Here is a 25678-nt window from a genome sequence, read left to right on the forward strand (position 1 = left end):
CATGACGACCCAGACCGCCTGGACCCCTGATTCCCTCAGCACGTGGCGCACCTTCGTCGCCTATCGCGCCGAGCGACCTGACCCGCTCAGCGTCAAGGAGCGGGACTCCCTGACGCCGTTGCTGCGAGAGCGATACGACGACGCCCGCATCGAGTTCGTCAACGCCCCCATCGTCCTTCCGACTCCGGACTTGGAGCGCCTGATCCGGGAGTCCAAGATCGTCACAGGTCTGAACCGGGGCGCTCAGTTCACTGCCCGCCAAGCGCTGGCCGTCTCAGGTAGTCAGACACTCGGCAAGTCCACCGCCGCGATGTATCTCGGACGCACCCATGAGGACCACGAGCGCGCCAAGCACTCCCGTGAGGACGACCAAGCATTCGCCCCAGTCCTCTACGTGAGCGCACCTCCCCAGACTTCCCCCAAGGGCCTGATGATGCGCTTCGCCTCCACCTTGGGCCTCCCCCTGCGGGCTCGTTCCACGACCGACCAGGTGATGGACCAAGTTGTCGACACCCTCCGTGAACTCGGAACGACCATGGTCATCCTCGATGAGGTGCAGCACCTGAAGACCCGGGCACAGGCGGGCATGGAGGCTGCGTCAGCCTTGAAGTCCTTCTCCGAGCGCGTCCCGGCAACTTTCCTGTACGTCGGGGTCGATCTCCCACAGAGCGACTTCCTCGGCGGAGCGATGGGTGCCCAGATGCAGGGTCGGACGACGATGATCCAGATGCAGCCCTATTCCATCGGATCGGCGGCGCATCGGAAGGAGTGGGAGAAGGTCATCGCGCTCTTCGAGCGTGAGTTCCCGCTGGCTGAGCACGAGGTCGGCGCGCTCATGGATGAGGCCGCCTGGCTCCATGCCGTGACCGGAGGGGTGATCGGGTCGCTGCGCACACTTCTGCGCAAGGCTCAGATAGCCGCAATCATCGACGGTCGCGAACACTTGGACCGTGCCGCTCTGGAGCCGATCCTCCCGGACTACCGCGCTGATCTTGCCCGGGAACGCAAGGAGCGTGCGAAGGCCGAACGGCCCCGCAAGGAGGCGTCCGCGTAGGTGAGGATCGAGCCCCTACCGATTCCCACCCGGCTTCTCGGCGGCGAGGTGGTGAACTCCTACGCCGGTCGCCACGCTCGCAACAACGGACTGCGAACCGACGAGATCGAGCAGGCCCTCCGAGAGACCGACCAGTTCCCACGGTCGAAAGGAAAGCGGCACCCCGAGCGCCTCGCTGCGTGGCGCGCGCTTGGTGGGCTGCATGAGCGAGCCTTCACCGAACCCCAAGCCGTCCATGGGAACTGGGTCATCGAACGCCCCCTGTGTTCTCGTTGCGTGCCACGCCCGGAAGAAGGCACTGGACGCCTCCCGTGGGTCGGCTGGGTCTGCCTGAAGCACAAGCGATGGACGCGGGGCGACCAGCAGGTTGACCTCGCTGGGTTTGGGGCTGCCCTCGTAGCCGAGCGTCATTGGCGAGGTACGCTGAGAGGGCGCGGGATCGTCGTGGACTCCCCGCTCCTGCTTCTCGCAGAAGAATGCGCAACGGTTGGTCTCTCGAAGGCCACACTGGAGGAGCGGGCTGAGCGCGTCCGACACCCCTCCCCTGGCCTGCTGGTCTACCCCGAAACCGTGAAGATCACGCGACTGCTGACGCGCACGTCCTTCCTCGACAGCGTGCTGAGCGAGGCTCCGTCGCGGTGGAAGCGGGCGATGGTCGAGCGCGAGGTCAGCGCGATCCTGCCTGATTCCCCGGACGCCGAGTCGTGGCGCGCGCTGGCGCGCATCTGGGACATGGTGCTCGACCTCCAGGACGTGCTTAGGGACGCGCGCTGGCTCGGACATGAGCCCAGCGACCGTTGGAACGTATTGCGCTACTCACGCCTTGCGCAGGCGCAGGACGGCAGGGTCTCCAGCATCGACCAGATGATGTAGGTAGCGGCGGCGGAGAGCACCCTCAGTCTCGCCATCATCGGCCCTCACGACGCGCCAGCGCAGGCGCTCCTCGTCCACGGGCTCGATGCGCTCGATCATCCACGCACCCAGGACGAAGTTCGAGGGCAGAACGCCTCGCTCCGTCCGGCCCTCGGCCACGAGGAAGAGCGGCAACGGTCCACCGTCCGCGAGTCGGTTGGACACCTCCCGGGGCGAGTTCCGCCCCTCCACGAACTCGACCTGCTGCTCGAACAGATCGTCGGGGTCAAGCAGCGGGAGCGTCGCCACGGGCACACTCCCCTGGTGTCGGCGGATGATGACCCCGCCCTCTGGAACGGGCACCTCGCGGGCATTCTCAACCGCCTGGGCAAGGCTCCCCGGCCAGCGGATGCCTGAGTGCCGGACGTTGAGCGGGGCCGGATGGAGCGTGGCGCAAAGTGTCCCCACGACCCGTGGGAGTCCGGGTGGATTGGAGGTCTCCCGCCACTGCTCGGGGATTACTTCCGTGATGACGCGGACGCCTTCGGCATTCAGGCTCTCCAGTCGTTCTCTCGCCGCTACCTCCTCCTCCGGTAGCGCCTGCGGCTGGGTCGCCTCCCGAAGGTCGACCGGCTCGGGGAGTTCGCTTCGGAGGCCCACGTAGAAGATCGTCCCGAGCGCATGGTTGGTCGGCCCGCTAGTGGGGTCGATGAGCAAATAGATGCGCCACGGGACTGCTTTGGGCGAGGGCATGAGTTGGGTGGCCGGCCTTCCGGTCTGGTGTCGGTCTCTCTGCTCCGCAGTCTAGGGCTGGCGACCACTCCCCTGGGCCGGTCCTACGACTCTGCGACACGCCGGAGCCGTAAACGAATCCCAAGACGCACCTTCTTCGCTCCTCACCACGCTTTCAGCCATGCCAACTGCTGAATAGCAGGGTCTTGACTTCGAGGGAAATGCCCCGCGACCAGCGGAAACACTCTAATGAGCGATGCAGACTGCTGCTCATCACGACTGACTGTTCGAGGAGGCAGTGATGGCAAGAACCCGCTCCGCATTCGTGGACAAGGTGAAGCGCACCGTGGCCATGGAGACCGACATCTACGAGCGCTTGGCCAAGATGGCCGGTGCCCAGCGCCGCTCGATCTCTTCGCAGATGGAGACCTTGATCGAAGACGGTGTTCTGCGCTGGGAGAAGGAGAAGCGCAGGGAAGAGGCGAAGGCCCGGTAACACAGAGCGAAGCGCCCCCTGATTGCTTGGCGGCGTCGGGGGCGCTTCATGAGGCTGAAAGGCTCACGGATGACAGTATCACCTGGTTCTGACCAGGCAAGGGACACGCCCGGAAGCCCGCGTCCACGGGAACTCACCATGATTGAGGCGCTGCGTGCTCAGCGGCTCCTGAACAAGCGAGCACGCCAGCGTGTAGACGGACCGGCGTTCATCGTCTGGAGTGTGCTCCTGGACTCCACGTTGGGGTTTCAGAGCACCCGTGCTACGCACTTCCATGCCCATCTGGCGGCTGAGTCCAACGTCACGACGAAGACCGTCAGCCGCGCCATCAAGACACTGGTGTCAGCCGGGCTGATCGAGTACCAGCCCGGCTACGCCTCCGAGGGGCTGGGCAAGAACCTCCCGAGTCAGTTCACGGTGCTCGACGTGAGAGAAGTGCTCTTGGAGTGGTCGAAGAATCAGGGTGAGAAGGGATCGACAGGGGTACCCCCTCAGAAGGGGGTACCCCCCAGTCAGTCCGTACCCGTCCCCCCTGACCAGGGGCCACCGTCCTCCCCAGCGAGGGGGGACGGTCCCGACGCGCCAGACCCCACCGTCCCCCCTGACGAGTCCACCTATCGGGGGGAGAACGTAACGGGAAGGAACTTGACGGGAGAGAAAAACGGGGTGGGGGCACAGGTCATTCGTTCAGCGCCAGCCTCACCCCCTGCCCCGAACTCCGACGACGCCCGTTCGGTCCTGGACGCCTACTGCGCCGCCCAATCCGAACGCGGGGCACCTGTGATCAACTCCGTGCCGCTCCTCGCTCCCATTCGCGAGGCCATCACCGCTGGGTACAGCGCCCCGATGGTGCTCATTGGCCTTGGTATGTGGGACGCCGAAGGCTACAAGAGCACCAAGCAGATCGGGGAGTGGGTCGAGAAGGCCGCGAGGAAGGGGGTGCTGCCCATGGGCCAGCACAGCGCCGCTGAACTGCTGGAGGAGGGCCGGAACCGCTACGCGCGCTACCTCGCCCGCAAGACACTTGATCAGCCCTCCAAGGCTGATCAGCGCCGTCTGCGCTCGATGGCTGCCATCCAGCAGTTCTCGAACGAAGGGTGAGCGCCCGCCCCTGCTTCGGCCCCGCCTGGCCGGTTCTGTCGGCCTGGCCACCTACGATCAGAGAGACGCCCTGAGGGGCTACGACACGCAGCAAGGCAGGTACATGAAGCGCAGCCCCAAGGGACGGCTCGAACTCACATGGATGGGCAAGGACTCTGCCCTCATCCCGGTCGAGGACGGCAAGTACGACTACGCCTGGGTGGACCCAAGCGACCCCCGTGCCTTGGAGGTCAAGTCCATCGAGGTCGTGGAGCAGGTCGGTGAGGTGGACGGCCCGACCGGGGCGAACGAGAACCTACTCATCGTCGGAGACTCGGGCGACGCTCTCCGTTCCTTGGGGACGATCCCGGAGTACGCCAACAAGTACCTGGGCCAGGTCAAGTTGGTCTACATCGACCCACCCTTCAACACTGAGCAGACGTTCGAGCACTACGCGGACCAGTTGGAGCACTCAATCTGGCTGACGATGATGCGAGACCGGATAAAGGACATCAAACCGCTCTTGGCGGAAGATGCCTCGGTGTGGGTTCACCTAGATGATGCCGAGGTTCACCGCATGCGAGTCCTGATGGATGAGGAGTTCGGACCCGAGTGCTTTGTGGCGTCCGTTGCATGGCGCTCAGCGGATACTGGGAACTACGACGATGCGCGCTTCTCGAACGACCACAACACGATCCTTGTCTATAGCCTCAACTCTGGCTGGGTGGCGAACGGACTTCAGCGTAACGCGAGGCAGTCGAGGCACTACCGGAATCCTGATGGAGACCCCAGAGGGCCCTGGTTCGACGGAAACCCGCTTGGTTCCCCCAACCCGCGCGACAACCTGATGTACAACGTGGTCTCACCCCAAGGCAACGTCATCACCCACCCGCCCCACGGGTGGCGTTGGCAGCAATCGACGATGAACAAGATGATGGCGGATGGGTCTATTCGATTCAATGTCGATGGAACCCGTATCGTTTATCGCACTTATCTGCGTGAGCAAGGAACTCTCCCCCCTTCAGACTTGTGGGATCAAGTAGAGGAGACTGGCAGTAATCGCAAGGCAAAGAATGAACTGAAGGCGCTGTTCGGACTGCCAGCGAAGCAAGTCTTCGATACACCGAAACCAGAAGCCCTGCTCAGTAGGATCATTAATATCGCATCCGACCCCGGAGAGTTGGTCCTCGATTTTTTCGGTGGGTCGGGTACTACAGCCGCCGTGGCGCACAAGATGGGGCGACGCTGGCTGACTGTGGAGTTGCAGGCGGGCACCGTGAATCGGTTCCTACTCCCTCGGCTGCGGCGGGTGGTGGAGGGTGACGATCCGGGAGGAGTGACGGCGGTGACTGAGCGGCAGCCCGTAGAGCACTCCCTGCCTGCTGCCCTGACACCGGACGAAGCGAGCGAGTTTGCCAGTCGGCTCAGAAAGGTGGCAGCCGACGTCCCTGGCCTTGATGACGCCACCATCAAGACACTCCTGAAGAGTCTTCGAACAAGGAACGTCACCACAGTCAACTGGGAAGGTGGCGGCGGATTCACCGTCTCGAAGATGGGTCCTTCGATGTACGAGGTGGACGACGAGGACGGTCAGGTCTTCCTGTCTTCAGAGGCGACCAACGGGGCATGGTCCAAGGCCATCGCAGGTCAGTTGAAGTTCACCATCACGCCCGACGATCCCGTGTTCTGCGGTGTGCGGAAGCGTCAGCGACTCGCGGTGATCGACGGGGTGGCCGACCAGAACGTCGTGCGAACGGTGGTGGAGCACTTGGGCGAGAAGGAGAAGGCCGTGATCGTCGCCAAGGGAGTGCTACCCGAAGCGGCCCAACTCCTCCAGGAGTTGTCGCCGGGGTCCCGGGTGAAGAAGGCTCCCGAGGACATGTTCCCGAAAGGGACGGTGAACTGAGATGGCGTTGGAGATCACCTACGACGAGGCGCTGATCGAGGAAATCGCTGCTCGGTTCGACCTACGCGATCCGAACAAGAACGCACTGTCGGCTGTGGTGCAGAAGATCGCAAACGGCGGCTCGGGGCTTCAGGAGATGGTCGCGGACCTGGCCACGGGCGTCGGGAAGACGTTCTTGATGTCGTCGCTGATCGAGTATCTGGCGCAGCAGGGCGTTCGGCACGTCTTGGTGGTTACGCCGGGCTCCACGATCCAACGCAAGACGTTGGCGAACTTCGATGCCGCCTCGCACAAGTACGTCGCGGGGGCAGACATCGCGCCCTTCATCGTCACCCCGGACAACTTCCAGGCAGCCAACGTCGGCTCCGTGCTGCGCAACCCGCAGCGGCTGAAGGTGTTCGTCTTCAACGTGCAGCAGTTGATCCGCCCCACCGACAAGGTGAGCCGGAAGGTGCGCTCCGAGGACGAAAACCTCGGGGACGCCCTCTACTCGCACTTGGAGAACGCTGACGACCTGTTCGTGATCGCGGACGAGCACCACGTCTACCGGGAGAAGGCCAAGGCGTTCTCGGCAGCCATCCGCGACCTGGGCCCGGTCGCCCTGGTCGGGCTCACAGCCACCCCGGACAAGGCTGACTACGCCAAGGTGGTCTTCCAGTACACGCTAGGTGAGGCCATCGCTGACGGGCATGTGAAGGTCCCGGTCATCGTCTACCGCAAGGACGGGACGAAGGACGAGCGGACGCAGTTGCAGGACGCCTGCCAGTTGCTCGGGCACAAGGAGAGGTCCTACGAGGTCTATCGCCAGACCAACCCCGACGCTCCTGCGGTCAAGCCCGTGCTGTTCGTGGTGTGCCAGACCATCGAGCACGCCGCCGAGGTCGGTCAGTTGCTCGCCCAGCCCGGGATGATCGGTGACGGCTCGCAGGTGCTGGAGATCACCTCGCAGTCCTCCGACGAGGCCCTGGAGGCGCTGTCGAAGGTCGAGGACCCTGACTCTCCGATCCGCGCCATCGTCAGCGTGAACATGCTCCGCGAGGGCTGGGACGTGAAGAACATCGCGGTCATCGTGGCCTTACGGAGGCTGGCCTCCCAGACCCTGACGGAGCAGATTCTTGGCCGTGGCCTGCGGCTGCCCTTCGGGCAACGCACCGGCATCGCGGATGTCGACCAGGTCGACCTTGTGGCACACGACTCCTACCAGCAGTTGCTCTCCCAGAAGGACGTGCTCCGACAGCGCATCCAACTCCCCTCGACGGCAGTGGAGGTGGACGACCAGGGCTTCGCCACCAGCGCCGAGGTCGACCCGAACCAGCCCCTCCCCGTGGACCCCGGTACGAGTTCACCCGAGCCCGGGCAGGTCGGTGGTGCCGGAGGCAGCAGCAGCCTGACTCCCGCCCCGGGCCAGTGGGCCCTCTTCGACATGGAGGAGGACGAGTCCGCTCAGGACGAGGACTACCAGCCGAATCCTGGTCTGATCTTCGAGGAGGCCGAGCAGCGGGTGGAGACCAAGGTCCCCGAACCGCAGTACCGCGTCGAAGGCGCTCCGCAGATCATCTTCCCCGACGCGAGTCTCGACTGGTGCACTCGCCCTTCTCACTGTCCGACATCCCGGACGGTGACGCCGAGAAGGCAGGGGTGGCCTTCATCAAGGAGGTGCCCACTTTCATCTTCCGTGACGCGCTGGAGGCCAAGCGGAAGGGCGATCAGGTGCAGATCATCAGCACCCCGCAGGGAACGGCGGAGGCCCAACAGACCTTGGCCGGCCTGGACGTGGTGCACGAGGAACTGACTGCCGCGATCATGCAGCAGCCGGAAGTTCCGGCGGAGAAGGCGTCCAAGAACGCCGCGAAGCGCCTGGTAAAGGCGTTCCTGAAGGGCGCAGGCGTCACCAGTGACGACGAGACCGCTGAGTGGGGCACCAAGCGCCGCCAGCAGGCCGTGGAGGGCATGCGGTCGATGATCCGGGACAAGATCACCAACCGGCCCCGGCAGGAGTCGTTCGAGTTCGTCGGGATCACGCTGCCACTGGAGCCCGTCACGGTGGAGCCGGACGCCCCCATGGCCCACAACGTGACCAAGTTCAAGAAGGGCCTCCAGTACGTCGGCTGGAAGAAGAACGTCATGCCGATGGCCACCTTCGACGCCGGGACCACGGAGTGGCAGTTGGCCCTGCTCATGGACCGTGACCCGAACATCCAGTGGTGGGTGCGCATCTACACCAACGGTCAGGCGTTCATCCGTACAACGGACGGCTACTACTTCCCCGACTTCATCGCACTCGACAAGGAGGGGACCTGCTGGCTGATCGAGGGCAAGGCCGACGATCACGCCAAGGACGACTCGGTTCTGCGCAAGAAGAAGGCTGCCGAGGACTGGGCACGGGCTGTGCGGGACGAAGATGACTTCGGCACGTGGCGGTACATGTTCGCCACCGAGTCCGACATCAAGCAGGCGGGAGGCTCCTGGAACGCCCTGCTGACGAGCACGAAGCCGGAGTAGCGCAATGGGCGGGCAGAGGAGCGCTCCAGCACGAACGAGTCGCCGCAAGGGCGACCCCCAGCCCCTGTCGACTCAACCGGGACACTCGTGGAAGTACCTCTACGAGCGTCTGACCGAGAAGCGCTTCCAGCAGTTGTGCGGCGCGCTCCTCCGTCACGAAGACCCAACCATCAGGCTGTACCCGGTCGGGATGAGCGACGGGGGAAGAGACGCTACGGGCCGAGGAGCAGACGGCGCTACAGGCGGCCTGATCTACCAAGTCAAGTGGACCAAAGACCGGATACAGAACCCGGTCGCTTGGCTCAAGAAGGCGGTGGAGGGCGAAGCAGAGAACATCGAGCGTCTCGTCACCAAGGGTGCGACTCGCTACGTCTTGATGACCTGCGTGGCTGGAACATCGACTCCTGACAAGGGGACGATGGACCGGCTCGATAGTGAGTTCGCCACCCTCTCTGAGCGGTTCGGCATCAACATGCAGCCCCTGTGGCAGGCGGACATTGACGGCATGGTTGACGCCGCACCAGATGCCATCAAGTGGTCCTACCAAGAGATGCTCGCTGGACACGATCTCATCCGCTTCCTGATCCATGGGTCGGGAGTTGAAGGTCGCGCTGCTGAGATGCGCACGACCCTATTGAAGGTGATGAAGAACCAGGGTGCCGAAGACGCAAAGGTGAAGTTCAGCCAGGCCGACTTGGACCAGACACCCCTGGCCGACGTGTTTGTCGACGTGCAAGCCGAAGTTGTGGCTGGACCTCGGGCCGCGCCGGACCTCTTGGGATTGTCGGCGTACCAGGACAGAACATCCGGCGCACTTGCCTACCTCCTTACAACCTCCATGCCCTACACCGTGGTCCGTGGCGAACCGGGTCAGGGGAAGTCCACCCTCGGCCAATACCTGTGTCAGGTTCATCGGGCGGAGATACTCCCCGCAGACGACGTTTCAGAGATTTCCTCAGGGGGTTACAACCCGGGCGAGCCCAAGTTGCCATTTCGGATCGACTTGCGCCACTACGCATCGTGGCTTGAAGGTGTCGACCCCTTCGATGATGACCCGCTTGGCGAGCGCAGACCGAAGCGGCGACGTGGCGCGGAGCGAGGACTGGAGCACTTCCTTGCGCACTACTGCCACTTCTACAGCGGTGGGCGCACGGTCACTGTTGAACAGATTCAAGACCTTCTCGACCGTTACCCCACCTTGTTGCTCCTTGATGGTCTGGACGAGGTGGGCGATCAGGGACTTCGGTCCCACGTGGTCAGCGAGGTGGACCGTCTGATCAGGCGACTCGGGGCAGTGCACCGAAGGCGGACGCAGGTTGTGGTGACCACACGGCCCAACTCGTCGTCCCAGCCAGAGCCCAGTCAAGACGTCTTCGAGTACGTACGTCTACGTCCGATGAGCCCAACCATGCAGAAGGAGTACCTCCGCAAGTGGGCTGCGGTGAATGGGCTTCCTCCCGCTCGACGGCGAAAACTCACGAAGGTGTTCCTGGGTCGCACCGCTGAGGAGCACATCGCTCAACTGAGTGCCAATCCCATGCACCTCACGATCCTGCTCTACCTCATCAACAAGCGGGGCGAGGCAGTCCCTACCGCCAGGACCGCCATCTACAGCGCGTACATGGATGCGCTCATGGATCGCGAGATCGAGCGCGACCAGATCGACAAGGACGACGTTGATCGCGTGCATGAGACGACCTCTTGGCTTGGCTGGCGAATGCAGTCCGGGGTCGAGACCGATGCGTCCTTGGGGAAACTGCCGCTGAAGCGAATCCGCACTGAACTGTTCGCGTACCTCCAGGAGGTCGAAGGACCGGAACAACTGCTCGACAAGTTGTTCAAAGCCTCGGCGGACAGGTTCTGGGCGCTCACCAGTAAAGAGGGCGAAACGTACGAGTTTGCGGTCCAGCCAGTGAGGGAGTATTTCGCTGCCCGCTACTTGGCCAAGTACGCAGGGATGCTGTCTGAGCCCGTCTTGAAGGGGGACCTTCTCGCCCACCTGGTCCAGCGGTCCTACTGGCTCAACACGACGTTGTTCTTCGCAGGCTTCGCTGACCCGAACGAGATCGGCGGTCTCGTGATGGGCCTGGAGGATGCGCTGGAGGAAGGGCGGCACCCGCTTCAGGTTCGGGTGGCGCTTTGGGCTCTACTGCGAGACGGCATCTTCGCTCCGGTGAGCAGGACGCAACGAAAGGCAGTCGGGCTGCTGACTGATGATCTCAGTCTCTGCCTCGTGAGTCCCGCCGATCATCCCGACCAGTTCGCGATGTTGCCCGAGGGGCTCGGTGCGTCTGAGTTCTCCACCGCTCTCTGTGACGTGATCGAGAAGAACCGCGGAGTCTCGCGTGATCGCACTCTTGCTGCTGCCCGCTTGCTTGGCGAGATCGGTCCTCACCACGACGACTTGAACGCTTGGTTCGAATCTGCCCTCTTGACCGCCGATGGCAGCGAGGAAGAGGTTCTCCTCAGCCTAGGTGCCGTGCACCGACGCCTCCGCGTCTCAGATCAGCGAGCAGATGCCTTGCATCTCACCTCCGCCCCATCCCGCAGGGCAGCGCTCGCCATAGGTGCGATTCCTGCTTCCGGCACGATCCAAGAGGCGAAACTTCTGGAAGCCGTCATCTCGGGTGAGGCGTCCGACATCTCTACCACCAGCGTCACTCCAGGCGGGTGTCTCCTGCGTGCTGTGCGTCCGCACAGGTTCATAGACCTTGCGAAGCCGGACGGAGAGCCCAGTTTCGTCGTTGCCACCGCTCACCTGGAGAACATCCAGTCGGACCAGCGCGCTCGCCAACAGGTCTTCAAGCGCCTCATCAGTGCGGACTCTCGGTACGAGCGAGTGAAGCACTCATCGCTGTTCAGGCGGGGTCAGCAAGGTTCGACAGCACCTTGGCAGGACACTGCTCGTGAGATCGCCGCCATCCACGGCCCCTGCTGGCTGGCCACTGAGATCGCCCTTATTGGGGTCGTGAACGGGTTCGTCAGAACTGGTGGCTCGTTCGACCCGGCGAAGCCCGCACTGGGGCCTGGCATGGACTACGGAGTATTCGTCCAAACCCTACGGAAGGGACAGGACGAGAGTTGGTGGCGGGATCAGAGCACCGCGATGGATGATGCTCACTCAAAGTTGGCATGGGTGGCTGGACTCCTTGTCAGCGCCGGAGCCGAGACGATCACCGCCCTCCTTCCCGTACTGGAAACGTTCATCGACTCCTTCACTGCTGATGAGCATTGGAATCTCCTTCAAGGACTGAGCCGCATCAGCGCCAGCGGGTTGAGCCCCCACACGAGGCCAGGCAGTCTTCGAACAGCAGCAGCCCTGCCCTCAGGGCTGCTCCTCCAGACCGCAAACACCCGCCTTCGTGCTGCCTTGGCCTTGTTCGTGGTCGAGTTAGGGACAGAGGACCGCATCGAGACGCTCGACATCGCCGCATTGGTCCAACTCACGCAGTTCGGTGCCGCGTCTTGGCCCGCTCATCGAGCATTGACGGCGCGTCTGGTCCACGACCAGACCTACGAGAGCCTCCAAGCAGTTCGAGATTGCGGGCGAGATGCTGTGGTCGTGCTTCCCGACAAAAAGCCAACGGGCTTCCCAGCGCAGCATATGGAGACGATCCTTGCCGAGCCGCTCGCCTATCCATCAGCCTTGGTTGAGGCCGCCGAGCGATGGCACTCACGTGGGCATGTGGAGACGCCGCTCACCCAAGTTGGAGTGTCAGAAGGGTGGCTGCCTAACGTTTGAGGCCGCGCCACTCGCCCCTTCTGGACCTCAACGTTCGATTGGGTTGGCCGTGATGATGCCTGTCTTGCTCTCCCAGTGGATGGCCAGGTCGCCCTCCATGACGCCGATGGGCGACGCAGCACCCTCCGGAAGTTCGTGGGTCTGCGGTTCTTGGCCGGGCGTGGCGTCGACCAGCAATGGGTCCACTCCTCCCTCGGCTGCGGCCCCGAAGGCACGCCCCTGATCCGTGACGGCACTGAAGGTCACGCTCTTCTCGCCATCCCCACCGCCCACGCAGTCGACCTTGTTCCCCGGTCCAATCCGCAGCGGTCCGGCGACCTTCCACTCGCGATCCGGACTGACAACGAACTGGCTCTCAACCGCAGGCCCGCACTCCGGCTTGGCGAGGACGTTGCCAGAAGCGGCGTCGAGCACCTGGAAGACGACCTCCCCTGCCTTGCCCTGTCCGGTCGTTGGCTCATTCCATCGACCCAAGAGCAACAGGTCCATGTCGCTGCCGTAGACTAGGGAGTTGACGGTGGCAGCGCTCGGTGCAGAGTCGCTGGAACTCCAGCCGGTACCACCGAACGATGACAACGCGCTCACGGAGCCGGTCTCCCACAGTCCGATGGGGTGCTCGCCCACGGAGACGGCCCCGACCAAGCGCGCATCGGAGGAAGCCGGAGGTGCCTCCACAACCTCACCGCCTGGGAGCACCACGACTGCGGTGCGATCTGGGAGGGCGAACCCGAGGCCAATGGCGCCCAGTTTCGGGGTGTCGGAGGCGCTTCCATCAACCGTCACTTCCTTGATCAGTGCCCCATCCCCGATGTTGATGAGGGTCACCATCGCGGAGTAGGTCGAGGTGGACAGGCCCTCCCCTTCGACCTTGCCGGTGTCGATGACGGCAATGACCTCTGGCGAGACCTGGCGCAGCACCGGAGGCTGCCCAGTGGCGCGTTCCTCCTCGGCCAGCGGCTTCCAATCGGTGGCCCACACCTCCACGCCCTGCGAGTCGTAGGCACGCACGGTGGCTTCGTCCAGGGCGATCACTCGCTGGGCAGTGACGACGGGCGTCATCTGCTCCCATGACGGGGGAATCTGCATGCTCCAGGCCGGCTCTCCGAAGACCGACGCCACCGGAAGGGTGTGCCCTACGGGCTGAGTGCTTGCCTGCCCCGATGCGGTCTGGCCTGAGCCCGTGGCCCGCGCCGAGGGACTGGTGGCGGGGGCTGGGTTGGCATCGGGGTCCGAACTGCAAGCGCTCACGGCCAAGGCCAGGATGGCCAGTGTTGCCAAGGCTTTTCGGGGCATGGGGCTCCTCCTTCAGGATGACGGTCCCCCTTCGGGATTCGCCCCTGGACACTCTGCCATGGACACTCCTATAGTACAAGTCCTTGTGCTGACATCGGCCTCGTGGGCCGCTGGGATGGGTCGGTGCATGTCCTCCCGCCTCAGCCAGACCTCAGCCGTCTGGCAGATGCCTTCAAGGCTGCGCGGGCCGAGTCAGGCATGACCTTCGATGAACTGGCCGCAGCCAGCGGACTGGCGAGACAGACTCTGCTCAACCTGAGCGCGGGCCGCTACCACGGCGAGGTGCAGACCTGGGCGATTTTGGCTCGGACTTGGGGCATGTCGCTGGACGACCTGATCGCTCCCATCTGGGACGAGCCAGAAGCCCAATAGCGTCGGCCCCACCGGACCCGCGTCACGCACTGCCGCACTGACGCCATCATCGCGATGCCCACGCTCACGGACGCCCCGCGCTCGTCCGGCGTGTCTACCGTTGTCCACAGACTGAACTACACGCTTGTCATTAGCACCAACTAGACTTCTCCCCAAGAGCACCGAAGCCCCGAACCTCCGGGGTGGAGCGCTCAGGGCCTGGTGTCTAGTTGGCGAACTAGGACTCCGACTCTAGTCGCTCCACGCGCAGTGCTCGCAAGTGGGCCACGGCCCAGAACGGAGGCGAGCCTCATGGCACGCACCGCGAGTAGGAGCGCCCGTACGGGGCGCTTTGTGAAGGCTTCGACCGCGCGTCGGAGTCCCCGGACCACCTCGAACGAGCGGATCGGTCGGGGCACGTCCAACAAGACGACCGTCCACCGCTCCACCATCACCGGGCGGTTCGTCAAGGAGTCCACGGCCCAGCGCCACCCCGGCACGACGATCAGTCAGCGGGTGTGACCATGGGCAACTTCAAGATGAGTCCCGGCTGGGAGAAGGAACTGGAGAAGGCCATCCGGCCCGCCATGAAGGACATCGCCTTTGACTACCAGAAGATGTTCGACTACCTCTCCCGCCGCTACAAGGGTCGGCCCGTCTCCGAGATCAAGCCCGTGCTGAAGCGCGAGTGGTCTCGGGTCGGCGGGTCGATCTCCGATCCGGAGTTGACCGACTACGCGACACTCATCAGCGAGGGCACTCGCATCCAGATGCGCGTCAAGTAGCAAGAACGGTCGGGGTGCAGCGGCGAGGGGAAGCGTCCGCTGCACCCCGGCTGGTCCTGGGGCTCCAGGACTGTCGGAGCCTCCTGCTAGAGATGTTCGTGAGCCCGGAGAGGCCGGGGACCGCATGAAAGGAGCCACCATGGCCAAGTCAGTCTTCTACTCGTTCCACTACGACAACGACTGGTGGCGGGTGAACACCATCAAGTCGATGGGCGTCATCGAGGGACAGCCGGTTCTGGATTCGCAGGACTGGGAGAGCGTCAAGCGTCAGGGTGAGGACGCGATCTGGGCATGGATCAAGCGACAGATGGCGGGGAAGGACGCCGTGGTGGTGCTCGTCGGATCAGGAACCGCCAGTCGTCCATGGGTCAGGCGAGAGATCGCATACGCATGGGACAACTACATCCCTCTGTGCGGTGTTCGAATCCATGGCCTGAAGAACCAGAACGGACAGACCGACTACTCAGGGACCGATCCGTTCTCTCAGGTCTCACTGAAAGGTGGGGGCACCATCGCTGATTACGTCCAGCCCTACAACTCGAATGGACGGGACAGCCAAGCGGTCTACGCCGACATCAAGAACACGCTGCCATCGCTGGTGGCCAATGCCTATGTCCGCTCCTGACTGCCCCTTCTGCGAGATCGTCCAACGCGACGATCCAGACGCACGCGAGGTCTACAGGGACGAGCACGTCGTAGCCTTTTTCCCGACCGAGCCTGCCGTCCTGGGCCACACGATGGTAGTGCCACGTGAGCACGTCCCAGACGTGTGGTCGCTCTCAGAGGAGACCGCTACATACCTCGCCCGGGCGACGCTTCGCCTTGCCGGGGCCGTCAGAGAGGCAGTCGAGCCGGAGGGGCTGAACATCATCCAGTCCAACGGCGAGGCTGCCACCCAGACCGTCTTCCACCTCCACGTGCACCTCGTGCCCCGCTGGGATGGCGATGCGATGGGACCCATCTGGCCGGAGGGGACCGACTACAGCGAAACCGACAAGGACCGTATGCAGGGGCGACTGCGGGACGCCTGTCGAAGGATCAGCCGCCCATGAGCGACGTAGATGCGACCCCTCCACCGCCCGACCCGGAGGACAGGCGCAAGCACCTCGACTTCATCCAATCCGTGGTCACCCGCATGTCCGCTGCGTCCTCCAACGCTAAGGCGTGGCTCCTGCCAGTAGTGACCGCCGCGTACGGCTACGCCCTCACTCAGAAGGCGGACTCCGTGGCTCTCCTTGGCCTTGGAGCCACGCTGCTCTTCGCGTACCTCGACGCCAACTACCTGCGTCAGGAGAAGCGGTTCCGGAGCCTCTACAAGGCTGTTGCCTCTGGGCGGTACAACATCGCGACCTTCTCGCTCCAGCCAGACGACCTGCCATCCGAGGTACCGACGAAGGAGAAGGGGGATTGGCCCGCTGCCACGCCGCGATGGATCAACCGACTGCTGCCCGGGCCGAACGTGTGGCTCTCATGGTCGGTCGGCGTGTTCTACGTCCCCGTCGCGCTCTTGGGTGTCGTGATCGCCTGCATCGTCCGGTAGAACATCTGTGTGCGTACCCTCGGCAGCACCAAGTCATCCAAGGTCGATCCGAGAGGGACCGTCATGACCCAGCACCACACCCCCGACGACGCCCTCCAGGCCGACCTGGAGGCCCTCGGAGAGCAGTTTGAAGCCGAGGAGCGCGAGGACCGTCGCGTCGACGCCGAGCGCCGTCGCAAGGGCCTCCCGGGGCCTGAGCGGGACATCAAGACTTACCCCGGTTTCGCGGACGGCGGAGCGACTCCCCGGAACTAGCGACCCACGACCCAAGCCTCTTCGAGAAGCAGAGTCGCCAGCGCGTACTCACACCGATCTCGGTCGATGTCGGGCACGAGGTGGGTGAGCCGGTCGAGGGCGGCATTGCTCGCCTCGAAGACAGCGGTGATGAGGGTCTGCTGACTGGTGTCTCTCTTCATGCGCCTGGACTGTAGCCAGGAGGAAGGACAATCCCAGCCGCTTCAAGGATTCCGGGATTGAGGCAGTCCCCTACGGCTGCTGGCCTAACCGTGAGGTCGGCGCGTCGAGCCCGAGCAGACCACCATCCTCCGGGGACAATGGATCATGCGGTTCACAGAGCAACACGAGGTCGAGCGGCCAGGAGACGCCGACTGGTTCGATCTCAACGTCGAGATGGACAGCCCGCTCTACGTGGACCCCTTCCTCCTCTTCGATGACCCCGACCCCTTCTGGAGCGCCGGGCACGACGAGATCATCGACTTCTTCGACGCTGCCCTGGACCTGCTGAAGAAGGCTGACGGCCAGCGCGAGTCGATGCACTGGAAGAAGGCGGAGCGCTTCCTTCAGTTCCCCGAGCCCAAGGAGTTCGCTCTCGGACTATCCATGGGCCACCCAGTGGGAGCGGGCATCGGCCCGGACCTCGCTCGCGAGATGTGCGAGGAACTGGAGTTCTTCAGGGAGCGTGGTCGAGGCTCGGACGACCGGCTCCTCGGGATGATGGCCGTGATCGTGAACGGCCTCGGGGTGGACCGCATCAGCGACATGGTGTGCAACATCCTGAAGCAGCGCTTCCTCACCTACACCCAGCAGGTCTGCGAATCCCTCGGCATTCCCATGCAATCGCTGAGCCTCCCGAACGCCTCCTGGACCCGGCAGGGATGCCGCTGGCAGTCCTCCACGGTTGACCTTCCGGTGAGCCCCGTCTTCAGGGGCGGAGTGCTGCTGACGCCTCAGAGGTTCCTGAAGGAGATTCCTCGCGTCACTCCTGATGGCTTCTGGTCGTGGGCCGAGAAGAACGAGAACGAGACCCTCAGGTTCGACCTCAACTACGACCTGGCCGACTCGCTGGACCGGCGCGAGAAGGCTCGAAGGGGTCGCGAGTTGGCCCACCGCGCCCTCCACCTGCTGGAGGACTACGTGGACGAATCCACTAGCGAGATCGCGCCCTATGACGTGGATGGTGACCCCAAGGGACTCGTCCGCTGGGAAGAGGCGGGCAAGGAGATCGCCCAGGCGAGCACGCCTCCCGTCGCGCCCGAGACCCAGGAGGAGTTCGAGCCATGGCTCCGAGGGCTCGCGGAGACCTTCAAGGGGGCCGTCGAAGACAACGGCCTTTGGCGGGCGCTGTGGGACGACGGCATCACCAAGCACCGGCCCGAGAACATCGCCCAGGTCATCGCCCGCTCCACGTGGATCGAGCACTGCCGTGCCCGTGACATCGACATCTCCCGGGAGGCAGACTGCGGGCGTGGCCCCGTCGACTTCAAGTTCGCACGCGGTTGGCAGATGCGAGGGCTGATCGAGGTCAAGCACATCTCCAGCACTCAGTTCGCCCATGGGGCCGAGACCCAACTACCGATCTACCTGAAGGGCGAGCAGGCACCCTTTGGCATCTACCTCTGCATCGGCTACCGGGACCGGGACTTCGAGGAAGAGCGGATCGGTCTGGTCACGAGCACCTGCAAGGCCATCACAGAGCAAGGCAACACGCGGATCGTGCCGGTGTTCGTGGACGCACGCCCCAAGAAGTCTGCGTCGAAGGCTTAAGAGCATGGCGTTGCCGAACGACACGCAGTCTAGCGCTTACGGGCCGCTTGGGCGGTAGCGTCGTGGCAGTGAAGCAATGGCCATGGGAAGGAGCCGTCCAAGAGGTTTTCGCGGACGTGCTTCTGCATCACGGGTGGCAGATCGAGTCCCTTGCCAACACGGCAACCAAGGCCCCTGGGATCGACGTTCTGGCGCACAAACAGGATCGCTCCCTTGGGGCCGAGGTCAAGGGATACCCCTCCACCGCCTACGAAGACCCTGCGCGAGCGGGCGAGACCAAGCGCAGCAGCCCCGGCGGGCAAGCCCGGAACTGGTACGCCAAGGGCGTGCTCGCTGCGCTGATGCTCCGCGAGGCCCAGCCCCGTCGGGAGTCACTCCTCGTCCTTCCCGACGAACCGCGCTATCGCGCTCTCTTCGCCGCAACACGGACGCCGCTAGCGGGTGCTGAGGTCCACGTCCTCCTGCTCAGCAACAACGGGGACATCGACTGTGAGAGTTGGCATCCGTGACTGTTACGGACTGGCCAGATTTCACGTGATCTCAGAGCGCTAGTTCGTGCTGCAAAATATGGCCACTTCCCTAGATGCGACGCCCAGTTTTGATGGGATCAGACACGCTAGCTAAACTCCCGACCATGCGCGACCTTGCCTGGGACGGTTACCTGAACGCCCGCGACCTCGGTGGGCTACCGACACCGGCGTCGACGACCGGCGCGACGATCTTTGGTCGGGTCGCACGCGGACCTCGTCGCGAACTGTTGACCGAGGCCGGATGGCAGGACGCCCGGCGTTGGGGCCTCGCCACGGTCGTCGACCTGCGCTGCGCATACGAGATCGGCCCCCGAGAGGGAGATCCTGTCGTCGGGACCATCACACCCAGTGCCGTGTCCATCGTGAACGCCCCGACCGAGGACCAGGACAATGCGGAGTTCCGCAAGACGTGCTTCCCGATCCTGGACTCGCCGGAGTACTGGCGGCACAACTGGCGGATCCTGCCCGACCTCGTCCTCGGAGCGTTGAGCGCGATCGCCGCTGCCCCGACGGGAGTCCTGATCCACTGCAGCGCCGGACGCGATCGCACCGGAATGATCAGCACGCTTCTTCTGAGCAATGCGGGCGTCGACCCGTCGGATGTCGCCGACGACTACGCCGCGTCGGTCAGGGCCATGGCCGGCGCCCAGACATACTCCCCGACCGCAGACCGGCAGGCCGCATGGGGGCCGGATGAGGTGACGAACTGGCTCGCGAGGACGGTCCCGATCGTCGAGGAGATCGCGGCCGAACCGGATGCCTCCTTCGACGCGATCGGCGCTGGCCCTGACCTGCGAATGAGGCTTCGGGCGCTCCTTACCCAGTGGGTGCGTCCCGCAGCCACCTGACCAGGGATTATGCGGAGCATCTTCACTCCCCCTCCAAGGGTGTAGTGGCGCCGCCGGGTGGTCGGCTCAGCCGACGTGGGACGTCAATTGCCCAATCTCCCTCTCTGGGGCGTCGGCGGGCGCTAGCGTTGTCCCGTGCGTCGACTCGCTAGTGATTTCGTGAAGGAGTTCACATCCATGTCTGAGATTCAGGACATCCTCAACCAGCTGCCCATCGACCAGCTCGCGCAGCAGGTCGGCGCGAGCCCTGACGAGGTCGAGAGTGCCGTGCGTCAGGCCGTCCCGGCGCTGCTCATGGGCATGGACGCCAACGCCCAGGATCCCGCCGGAGCCAACTCGCTGCTCGGCGCTCTGGGGCAGCACTCCCCTGGCCTCATCGCCGACGGCGTTGACGTCTCGCAGATCGACCAGGCCGACGGCGAGAAGATCACCGCCAACATCTTCGGCTCCAACGAGGACGCCGTCATCAGCCAGCTCGGCTCCGCCGGTGGTGCCGACGGTGACCTGATCAAGAAGCTGCTGCCCATCCTCGCCCCGATCGTCATGGCCTGGCTCGCAGGCAAGCTCATGAAGGTCGACCAGGGCCAGGGCCAGCCCACCCGGACCCCGAGCTCCAGCGGTGGCGGCATCCTCGGCCAGATCCTCGGCGAGGTCCTCGATGGCGGTGGCGCAGTCGCTGAGCCGCAGACCACCCAGACGCAGTCCACCCAGCCCCAGTTCAAGGAGGGGACCGCACCGCAGGCCGACTCCGGCACACCCCAGATGAAGTTCCCCGACCAGGCCGAGCAGACCCAGCCGACCACGCAGTCGAACGACGGCGGACTCGGCGGCGGACTCGGCGGCGCGCTCGGTGGCGGCGGAGGCATCCTCGGCCAGATCCTCGGCGGCCTGCTGGGCGGCGGAAAGCGCTGACCGCTTGAGTGACCCTGATCGCGGTGCTCGGCTCCTGCCGGGCACCGCGATTGTCTTGCCCCGGGCCTGGTGGCGCGCCCGTCGTCGGTTGCACCGCTTGGCCGGACAGGAGGCGCAGTAGCCTTGTGGCTCCCCCGCAACGCAGGAGATTGCCTTGGCGCGAACCCCCGGTGAGACCCAGCTCGTCGAGCAGGAGCAGTGGCTGCGCAGCAACGGACTCCCCCTTGTCGTGCCTCCCACCCGGAGGCTCAGGGGCTTGGTGCCGCGGACCGCGGCGCCCGCGAACTCGCCGTCACAGGGACGAGGTTCGCGCCCTCGGCAAAGACAACGCAGATCGGGCCACGATCACTTCGACAACGAATGTCATCACGGAGCGTCGAGGTCCAGCGACCAAAGGTGACTGTTACTAGTAGTCGCGGTCGCCATCATCGACCATGATTGTGGAAGACCAAACGGCTCTTCGCAGATGAGGGTGTAGAGGTCGTCCGCGCGTCGTTCGCTCGATGAGGGTCGAGGTCTTCCGAGGATGAAGGTTCCTACACGCCTCATCCGGAAGACCTCGACGTGCCTGACGCTACCTTCACGCGCCCCGACCTGACCACTTTCACCGGCTTGGACGAGCTCGACCTGGAAGTCACCGGCCAGCTGCTCAAGTCCGACCGGGCCGTGCTCGCGTGCCGGGTCCTGGAGCCGGACGACTGGTGCATCGGTGCGGCTGCCAGGGCGTGCCGCGGGACACCGTGACCAGGGAACTGGCGCACGAGCCGTTCGGGTGGCGCCCCACAACCCTGCTGGTCACGATCCGCCGCTTCCGGTGCGCGCAGTGCTCGCACGTGTGGCGCCAGGACGCCGCACCTGGAACACCACCTGCGAGGACTACTCGCAGACCACCCGCTGCCGCACTGACCTCTGGGCCAGCATCGTGATCAGGCAGGGCGATGACTACGTCGTCAAAGCAGGGATGGGCCTTCAACTACCTGCCGTACATGTCGCGCGAGCAGTGGAAGTCCAACCCGCTCGGTTACACCAACCGGTGGACGGCGCACTCGGCCGTCAGTGGATGACCGAGTGCGACACCGCCGCCACGGGCCGTGGCGCCTGCCGGAGCTGCACCTGGCCCTCAGTCGTCTCCGCCAAGGCCGACGGCAAGGGCGGCCACACCTCCACCGAATCGAAGAAGTGGGTGTTCAACATCCTGGTGCTGTTCAAGAACTGACTGCACAGATCGTGGCCCCCGGCATTTCGCCGGGGGCCACGATCTCTTGTGCTTCAGCTTTCGAACGGGGCCGGATCGCCGGCCCCAACCCTGTCAACCACGGGCGTGTCTCCGCTCAGGTCGACGACGGTGGTCAGCTCGGTGCCCGCGTCGCCGGAGTCGAGCACGGCGTCGACCTGGTGGTCGAGCTCCTCCTTGATGGTCCAGCCGTCGGTCATCGCCTCCGACAAGCCAGGAAGGATCAGCGTCGAACTCATCAGCGGGGTACCGACGGCGTCGAGGAGGGCGAGCGTGGTCCGGTGATCCGGGATGCGAACGCCCACCGTGCGCTTCTTCGGGTGCTGCATCACCTTCGGGACCTCGCGGGTCGCCTTGAGGATGAACGTGTACGGACCAGGGGTGGCCGCCTTCACCGCGCGGAAGATCCAGTTGTCCATCTCGACGAACTGGCCGAGCTTGCCGAACTCGTCCACGACGAGCGTGAAGTGGTGTTTGTCATTGAGCTGGCGGATCTTTCTGATCCGCTCGAGTCCCTCACCGTTGCCGAGGGCGCAACCGAGGGCGAACCCGGAGTCGGTGGGATAGGCGATCAGGCCACCGCCCTCCAGAATGCGCACCACCTGGTTCAGGGAGCGCAGCTGCGGGTTCTGCGGGTGGACATCAAAGTACTGAGCCATCCACCAAGCCTAGTCACCATCAGCGGGTAAGGAGGACAAACGGCGCCCGATCGGTGACCGGGCGCCGTCCTCGGCGGTTCAGAGCAGCGAGGCAGAAAGCGCCTCGATCTCCTCGGCCGTGAGTTGCAGCGTCATCGCCTGGGCCGAGTCGAGGATGGACTGGGGACGGGAGGCGCCCGGAATCGGGATCACGTGCTCGCCGAGCGCGAGCTCCCAGGCGAGGGTGACCTGCTGCGGGCTGACGTCGTGGGCCTTCGCGACCTCTGCGATGGCGGGGTACTGCTCGCCCAGCTTCTTCGCGTCACCGCCCGTGCCACCAAGCGGCGACCAGGGAAGGAAGGCAGCCCCGACCTTCGCGCACAGCCGCAGCTCATCGATCGACGTGTGGTTGAACTTGGGCGAGAACTCGTTCTGCACCGCCGCGAGGCCGGACTCGCCGAGGACGTCGATGGCGATCCGGATCTCCTCCACGTTCGCGTTGGACACGCCGATCTCCGCGATGAGTCCTTCCTGCTTGAGGGCGGCGAGGTTCTCGATCACCTCGACGTAGAGCATGGCCCGGTCAGGGCGGTGCAGGTACAGCAGGTCGAGCTTGTCCACGCCGAGGTTCTTCAGGGAGGCCTCGACACGTCCACGCAGGTAGTCGCGGGAGCCGTCGCGGCCCCAGGTCTCTCCCTCCGCACGGGTTATCCCCGCCTTCGTCGCGACGACGATCCGGCTCCGGTCACCGGTCCAGGACCCCAGGGCCTCCGCGACGTAGAGTTCGTTGTGTCCCATCGAATCCCAGGAGGGCGCGTAGATGTCGGCGGTGTCGATCAGGGTGATGCCTGCGTCGAGCGCCGAGTGGACGGTCTGGATGCCCTGGTCACGCGGGGGAACAGTCCCGTTGCTCATCGAGATCGGCATCGCTCCGTAACCGATGGCGGAGACCGTGAACTGGCCCAGGCGTCGTTGTGGAATCGTCATGCGTCAACCGTAGTCGGGGCAGGAGGCCGAGTGGGGTCAGCGGCCGCGCAACGGGTCCACCGGCGAGGACCGCTCCGCCGTGACGCTCACGCTCCCGGGAATGAAGGGAAGCGAGATGTCGGCGAGCGAGACCCGGCAGCCGACCAGGACCGTGACGTTGCCCCTCTCCCCCAGCGGTCGCGACACGGCTGCGGCGTCGACCCGCAGCGAGGTCTCGAGACACGTGACGTTGTGCTCGGAGAGGTTCTGCCCTACGGCCGCGTTCGCGGCCTCGCGGGCGCCGGCAGTTGACCGCTCGAGCGACGCTGCACGCGCGCCTGCCGCGGCAGCTGAGCCGACGTCCTGTTCGGCCAGCGCGTAGCGGGCCAGGCTGAGCAGCAGGGCGATGAACAGCACGAGGGCCGGCAGCACGACGGCCGCCTCGACCGAGACCGCCAGCCCCCGCTCATCGCGCCTCATGACCCGGTCAGCCGTTCCCGCGGCACCATCACGGTGCTCTCGACGCGTCGCGGCCACAGCACCGTCACGGCCCGGCCGGACACGACGGTGACCACCTCGGTCGAGGTCTGCGAGACGGTGACCTTCACGTCGGTCAGTGATCCGTTGTCGGCCACCGCCCCGGCGGCCGCCTCCGCATCGGCCACCCTCGCCTCCACCGGTGCGCCGACGGCGGCCCCCTGTTGGGCGGCGGCGAGCACCGTCGCGTCCGCCCATCCGACGAGGGACCACTGGAGCAGAAGCAGAAACAGGCCGAGCGCGACGGGCAGCACGATGACCGTCTGCACCGATCCGCTGATCCCCCGCTGGTCCATCGGATCATCCTTGCAAGGACAAGGCCTCGACACGCCCGGAACGGGTGAAGCTGTGGACAACTGGCCGCAGGCCGACCCAGACTCCGCCGTCAGGTCAACGTGCAATAGGCTGGAGACGACGCGCGTCTGCGTTACGAAGTTTCACGAAAGGACACTCATGGTTAAGAAGGTAGCCATCCTCACGGCCGGCGGCTTCGCCCCCTGCCTTTCCGCCGCGATCGGTGGGCTCATTGAGCGCTACACCGCTGTCGCCCCGGAAGTCGAGATCATTGCCTACCGCCACGGGTACCAGGGCCTGCTGAAGGGCGACTTCCTCGTCGTCGACGACACCGTGCGCGCCAACGCCGCGCTCCTCGACACGTTCGGCGGCTCGCCCATCGGTAACTCGCGCGTCAAGCTGACCAACGCAAAGGACCTCGTCAAGCGCGGCCTGGTGGCCGAGGGCGACAACCCGCTCAAGGTCGCGGCCGACCGCCTCGTCGAGGACGGCGTCGACGTCCTGCACACCATCGGTGGCGACGACACCAACACGACCGCCGCTGACCTGGCCGCCTACCTCGCCGAGCACGACTACGGGCTGACCGTCGTCGGCCTTCCCAAGACGATCGACAACGACGTGGTCCCGATCCGTCAGTCGCTCGGCGCCTGGACCGCGGCCGAGCAGGGCGCGATCTTCGCCGAGAACATCGTGGCGGAGCACAACTCGGGTTCGCGCATGCTGATCGTGCACGAGGTCATGGGCCGCCACTGCGGATGGCTGACCGCCGCCACGGCGCAGAAGTACCGCGAGTGGGTCGAGGACCAGCAGTGGCTGCCGGAGATCGGCCTCTCGAAGGAAGCCTGGGACATCCACGGCGTCTACGTTCCCGAGGGCGTCATCGACATCGCGAAGGAGGCCGAGCGCCTCAACAAGATCATGGACGAGGTCGGCAACGTGACCATCTTCCTCTCGGAGGGCGCCGGTCTCGACGCCATCGTCGCCGAGATGGAGGCAAACGGTGAAGAGGTCCCCCGCGACCCCTTCGGCCACGTGCGTCTCGATCAGGTCAACCCGGGCGCCTGGTTCGGCTCGCAGTTCGCCGAAAAGCTCAAGGCCGAGAAGGTCATGATCCAGAAGTCCGGCTACTTCTCCCGCTCGGCGGCGGCGAACGACGCCGACCTCGCGCTGATCAAGCAGTGCACCGACCTCGCTGTCGACTGTGCGCTGCGCGGTGAGCCGGGCGTGATCGGCCAGGACGAGGAGAACGGTGACGTGCTCAGCGCGATCGCGTTCGACCGGATCAAGGGCGGCAAGCCCTTCGACATCAACCAGGACTGGTACAAGGAGATGCTCGAGGCGATCGGCCAGGAGTTCCCTGCCGCTGCTGAGGCCCACTGAGC

28 protein-coding genes and 1 pseudogene are annotated in these 25678 nt (G+C 64.9%); 22 read left to right on the plus strand and 7 right to left on the minus strand.

The genetic code is table 11. The features are described 5' to 3' along the window. Position 1 precedes the first annotated feature (1 nt). A complete protein-coding gene (locus BW733_RS16805) occupies positions 2-1054 on the plus strand; it encodes a TniB family NTP-binding protein (protein ID WP_077352341.1) in 1053 nt (350 codons plus the stop codon). Continuing rightward, entirely contained in the window at positions 1055-1927 is an 873-nt protein-coding gene (locus BW733_RS18070; RefSeq protein ID WP_152024776.1) for a hypothetical protein, read from the plus strand. On the opposite strand, the gene BW733_RS16815 is transcribed toward BW733_RS18070, so the two are convergent. Next, positions 1871-2623: a hypothetical protein gene (locus tag BW733_RS16815; protein WP_152024777.1), complete on the minus strand. Its 753-nt coding sequence runs from the start codon at positions 2621-2623 to the stop codon at positions 1871-1873. The genes BW733_RS18070 and BW733_RS16815 overlap by 57 nt on opposite strands. Positions 2624-2939: 316 nt before the next feature. Here BW733_RS16815 and BW733_RS16820 point away from each other — a divergent pair, with 316 nt between their 5' ends. From BW733_RS16820 to BW733_RS16845, 6 genes are all read left to right on the plus strand, one after another. Then, the gene (locus tag BW733_RS16820) at positions 2940-3134 is read left to right on the plus strand and encodes a hypothetical protein (RefSeq protein ID WP_077352347.1); all 195 of its coding nucleotides are present in this window, start codon (positions 2940-2942) and stop codon (positions 3132-3134) included. 138 nt (positions 3135-3272) lie between these two features. Next, a complete protein-coding gene (locus tag BW733_RS16825; RefSeq protein ID WP_077352349.1) occupies positions 3273-4235 on the plus strand; it encodes a cyclic nucleotide-binding domain-containing protein in 963 nt (320 codons plus the stop codon). Between the two features lie 103 nt (positions 4236-4338). Beyond that, positions 4339-6120 (plus strand): site-specific DNA-methyltransferase, encoded by a 1782-nt coding sequence (locus BW733_RS16830; protein WP_077352351.1) that lies wholly within the window; start codon positions 4339-4341, stop codon positions 6118-6120. A gap of 1 nt (position 6121) precedes the next feature. Beyond that, entirely contained in the window at positions 6122-7912 is a 1791-nt protein-coding gene (locus tag BW733_RS16835; protein WP_077352353.1) for a DEAD/DEAH box helicase, read from the plus strand. Next, on the plus strand, positions 7831-8622 hold the full coding sequence (locus tag BW733_RS16840) for a hypothetical protein (protein ID WP_077352355.1): 792 nt from the start codon (positions 7831-7833) through the stop codon (positions 8620-8622). Before BW733_RS16835 ends, BW733_RS16840 begins: the two co-directional genes overlap by 82 nt. A 190-nt stretch (positions 8623-8812) precedes the next feature. Next, the gene (locus BW733_RS16845) at positions 8813-12364 is read left to right on the plus strand and encodes an NACHT domain-containing protein (RefSeq protein WP_161490274.1); all 3552 of its coding nucleotides are present in this window, start codon (positions 8813-8815) and stop codon (positions 12362-12364) included. A gap of 27 nt (positions 12365-12391) precedes the next feature. On the opposite strand, the gene BW733_RS16850 is transcribed toward BW733_RS16845, so the two are convergent. Beyond that, entirely contained in the window at positions 12392-13657 is a 1266-nt protein-coding gene (locus BW733_RS16850) for a hypothetical protein (RefSeq protein WP_152024778.1), read from the minus strand. A 198-nt stretch (positions 13658-13855) separates the two neighbouring features. Between BW733_RS16850 and BW733_RS19135 the strand changes: the two genes are divergently transcribed. From BW733_RS19135 to BW733_RS16875, 6 genes are all read left to right on the plus strand, one after another. After that, a complete protein-coding gene (locus BW733_RS19135; protein WP_202970238.1) occupies positions 13856-14029 on the plus strand; it encodes a hypothetical protein in 174 nt (57 codons plus the stop codon). A gap of 503 nt (positions 14030-14532) precedes the next feature. Next, positions 14533-14793 (plus strand): hypothetical protein, encoded by a 261-nt coding sequence (locus BW733_RS16855; protein ID WP_077352361.1) that lies wholly within the window; start codon positions 14533-14535, stop codon positions 14791-14793. A gap of 139 nt (positions 14794-14932) precedes the next feature. Next, a complete protein-coding gene (locus tag BW733_RS16860) occupies positions 14933-15418 on the plus strand; it encodes a TIR domain-containing protein (protein ID WP_077352363.1) in 486 nt (161 codons plus the stop codon). After that, positions 15405-15845: an HIT family protein gene (locus BW733_RS16865; RefSeq protein WP_077352365.1), complete on the plus strand. Its 441-nt coding sequence runs from the start codon at positions 15405-15407 to the stop codon at positions 15843-15845. Before BW733_RS16860 ends, BW733_RS16865 begins: the two co-directional genes overlap by 14 nt. Then, positions 15842-16333, plus strand: coding sequence for a hypothetical protein (locus BW733_RS16870; RefSeq protein WP_077352367.1), 492 nt, complete (start codon positions 15842-15844; stop codon positions 16331-16333). The genes BW733_RS16865 and BW733_RS16870 overlap by 4 nt, the downstream gene beginning before the upstream one ends. A 63-nt stretch (positions 16334-16396) precedes the next feature. After that, a complete protein-coding gene (locus BW733_RS16875; protein WP_152024781.1) occupies positions 16397-16588 on the plus strand; it encodes a hypothetical protein in 192 nt (63 codons plus the stop codon). Here the strand turns inward: BW733_RS16875 and BW733_RS18530 are convergent. After that, positions 16585-16749, minus strand: coding sequence for a hypothetical protein (locus BW733_RS18530; protein ID WP_169836084.1), 165 nt, complete (start codon positions 16747-16749; stop codon positions 16585-16587). The genes BW733_RS16875 and BW733_RS18530 overlap by 4 nt on opposite strands. Positions 16750-16894: 145 nt before the next feature. Here BW733_RS18530 and BW733_RS16880 point away from each other — a divergent pair, with 145 nt between their 5' ends. The 7 genes and pseudogenes from BW733_RS16880 to BW733_RS18395 all read left to right on the plus strand — a co-directional run bounded on the left by BW733_RS16880 (position 16895) and on the right by BW733_RS18395 (position 21843). Then, positions 16895-18337 carry a DUF8370 family protein gene (locus BW733_RS16880; protein ID WP_077352371.1) on the plus strand — a complete coding sequence of 481 codons (1443 nt, stop codon included), beginning with the start codon at positions 16895-16897 and terminating at the stop codon, positions 18335-18337. Between the two features lie 68 nt (positions 18338-18405). Next, a complete protein-coding gene (locus tag BW733_RS16885) occupies positions 18406-18846 on the plus strand; it encodes a hypothetical protein (RefSeq protein WP_152024782.1) in 441 nt (146 codons plus the stop codon). A gap of 125 nt (positions 18847-18971) precedes the next feature. Continuing rightward, the gene (locus BW733_RS16890) at positions 18972-19715 is read left to right on the plus strand and encodes a tyrosine-protein phosphatase (protein WP_077352375.1); all 744 of its coding nucleotides are present in this window, start codon (positions 18972-18974) and stop codon (positions 19713-19715) included. 177 nt (positions 19716-19892) lie between these two features. Continuing rightward, complete coding sequence (locus tag BW733_RS16895; RefSeq protein ID WP_077352377.1) at positions 19893-20627, plus strand: DUF937 domain-containing protein; 735 nt, start codon at positions 19893-19895, stop codon at positions 20625-20627. Positions 20628-21191: 564 nt separating this feature from the next. Further along, a pseudogene (locus BW733_RS16900) lies at positions 21192-21511 on the plus strand (ISL3 family transposase); the annotation flags it as partial. Between the two features lie 54 nt (positions 21512-21565). Beyond that, entirely contained in the window at positions 21566-21691 is a 126-nt protein-coding gene (locus tag BW733_RS19810) for a hypothetical protein (protein WP_257787451.1), read from the plus strand. Further along, the gene (locus BW733_RS18395; protein ID WP_077352379.1) at positions 21661-21843 is read left to right on the plus strand and encodes a hypothetical protein; all 183 of its coding nucleotides are present in this window, start codon (positions 21661-21663) and stop codon (positions 21841-21843) included. The genes BW733_RS19810 and BW733_RS18395 overlap by 31 nt, the downstream gene beginning before the upstream one ends. A 53-nt stretch (positions 21844-21896) precedes the next feature. Here the strand turns inward: BW733_RS18395 and BW733_RS16910 are convergent, their stop codons facing one another. From BW733_RS16910 to BW733_RS18090, 4 genes are all read right to left on the minus strand, one after another. Then, entirely contained in the window at positions 21897-22520 is a 624-nt protein-coding gene (locus tag BW733_RS16910) for an L-threonylcarbamoyladenylate synthase (protein WP_077352381.1), read from the minus strand. Between the two features lie 78 nt (positions 22521-22598). Continuing rightward, on the minus strand, positions 22599-23486 hold the full coding sequence (locus BW733_RS16915) for an aldo/keto reductase (protein ID WP_179947123.1): 888 nt from the start codon (positions 23484-23486) through the stop codon (positions 22599-22601). A 36-nt stretch (positions 23487-23522) separates the two neighbouring features. Then, the gene (locus BW733_RS18085) at positions 23523-23945 is read right to left on the minus strand and encodes a TadE/TadG family type IV pilus assembly protein (protein ID WP_152024783.1); all 423 of its coding nucleotides are present in this window, start codon (positions 23943-23945) and stop codon (positions 23523-23525) included. Next, positions 23942-24298: a TadE/TadG family type IV pilus assembly protein gene (locus BW733_RS18090; protein WP_152024784.1), complete on the minus strand. Its 357-nt coding sequence runs from the start codon at positions 24296-24298 to the stop codon at positions 23942-23944. The genes BW733_RS18085 and BW733_RS18090 overlap by 4 nt, the downstream gene beginning before the upstream one ends. A 157-nt stretch (positions 24299-24455) precedes the next feature. On the opposite strand from BW733_RS18090, the gene BW733_RS16925 reads away from it, so the two are divergent. Continuing rightward, a complete protein-coding gene (locus BW733_RS16925) occupies positions 24456-25676 on the plus strand; it encodes a pyrophosphate--fructose-6-phosphate 1-phosphotransferase (RefSeq protein ID WP_077352385.1) in 1221 nt (406 codons plus the stop codon). The last annotated feature ends 2 nt before the right edge of the window (positions 25677-25678 follow it).

The organism is Tessaracoccus flavescens (genome assembly GCF_001998865.1).
Classification (GTDB): domain Bacteria; phylum Actinomycetota; class Actinomycetes; order Propionibacteriales; family Propionibacteriaceae; genus Arachnia; species Arachnia flavescens.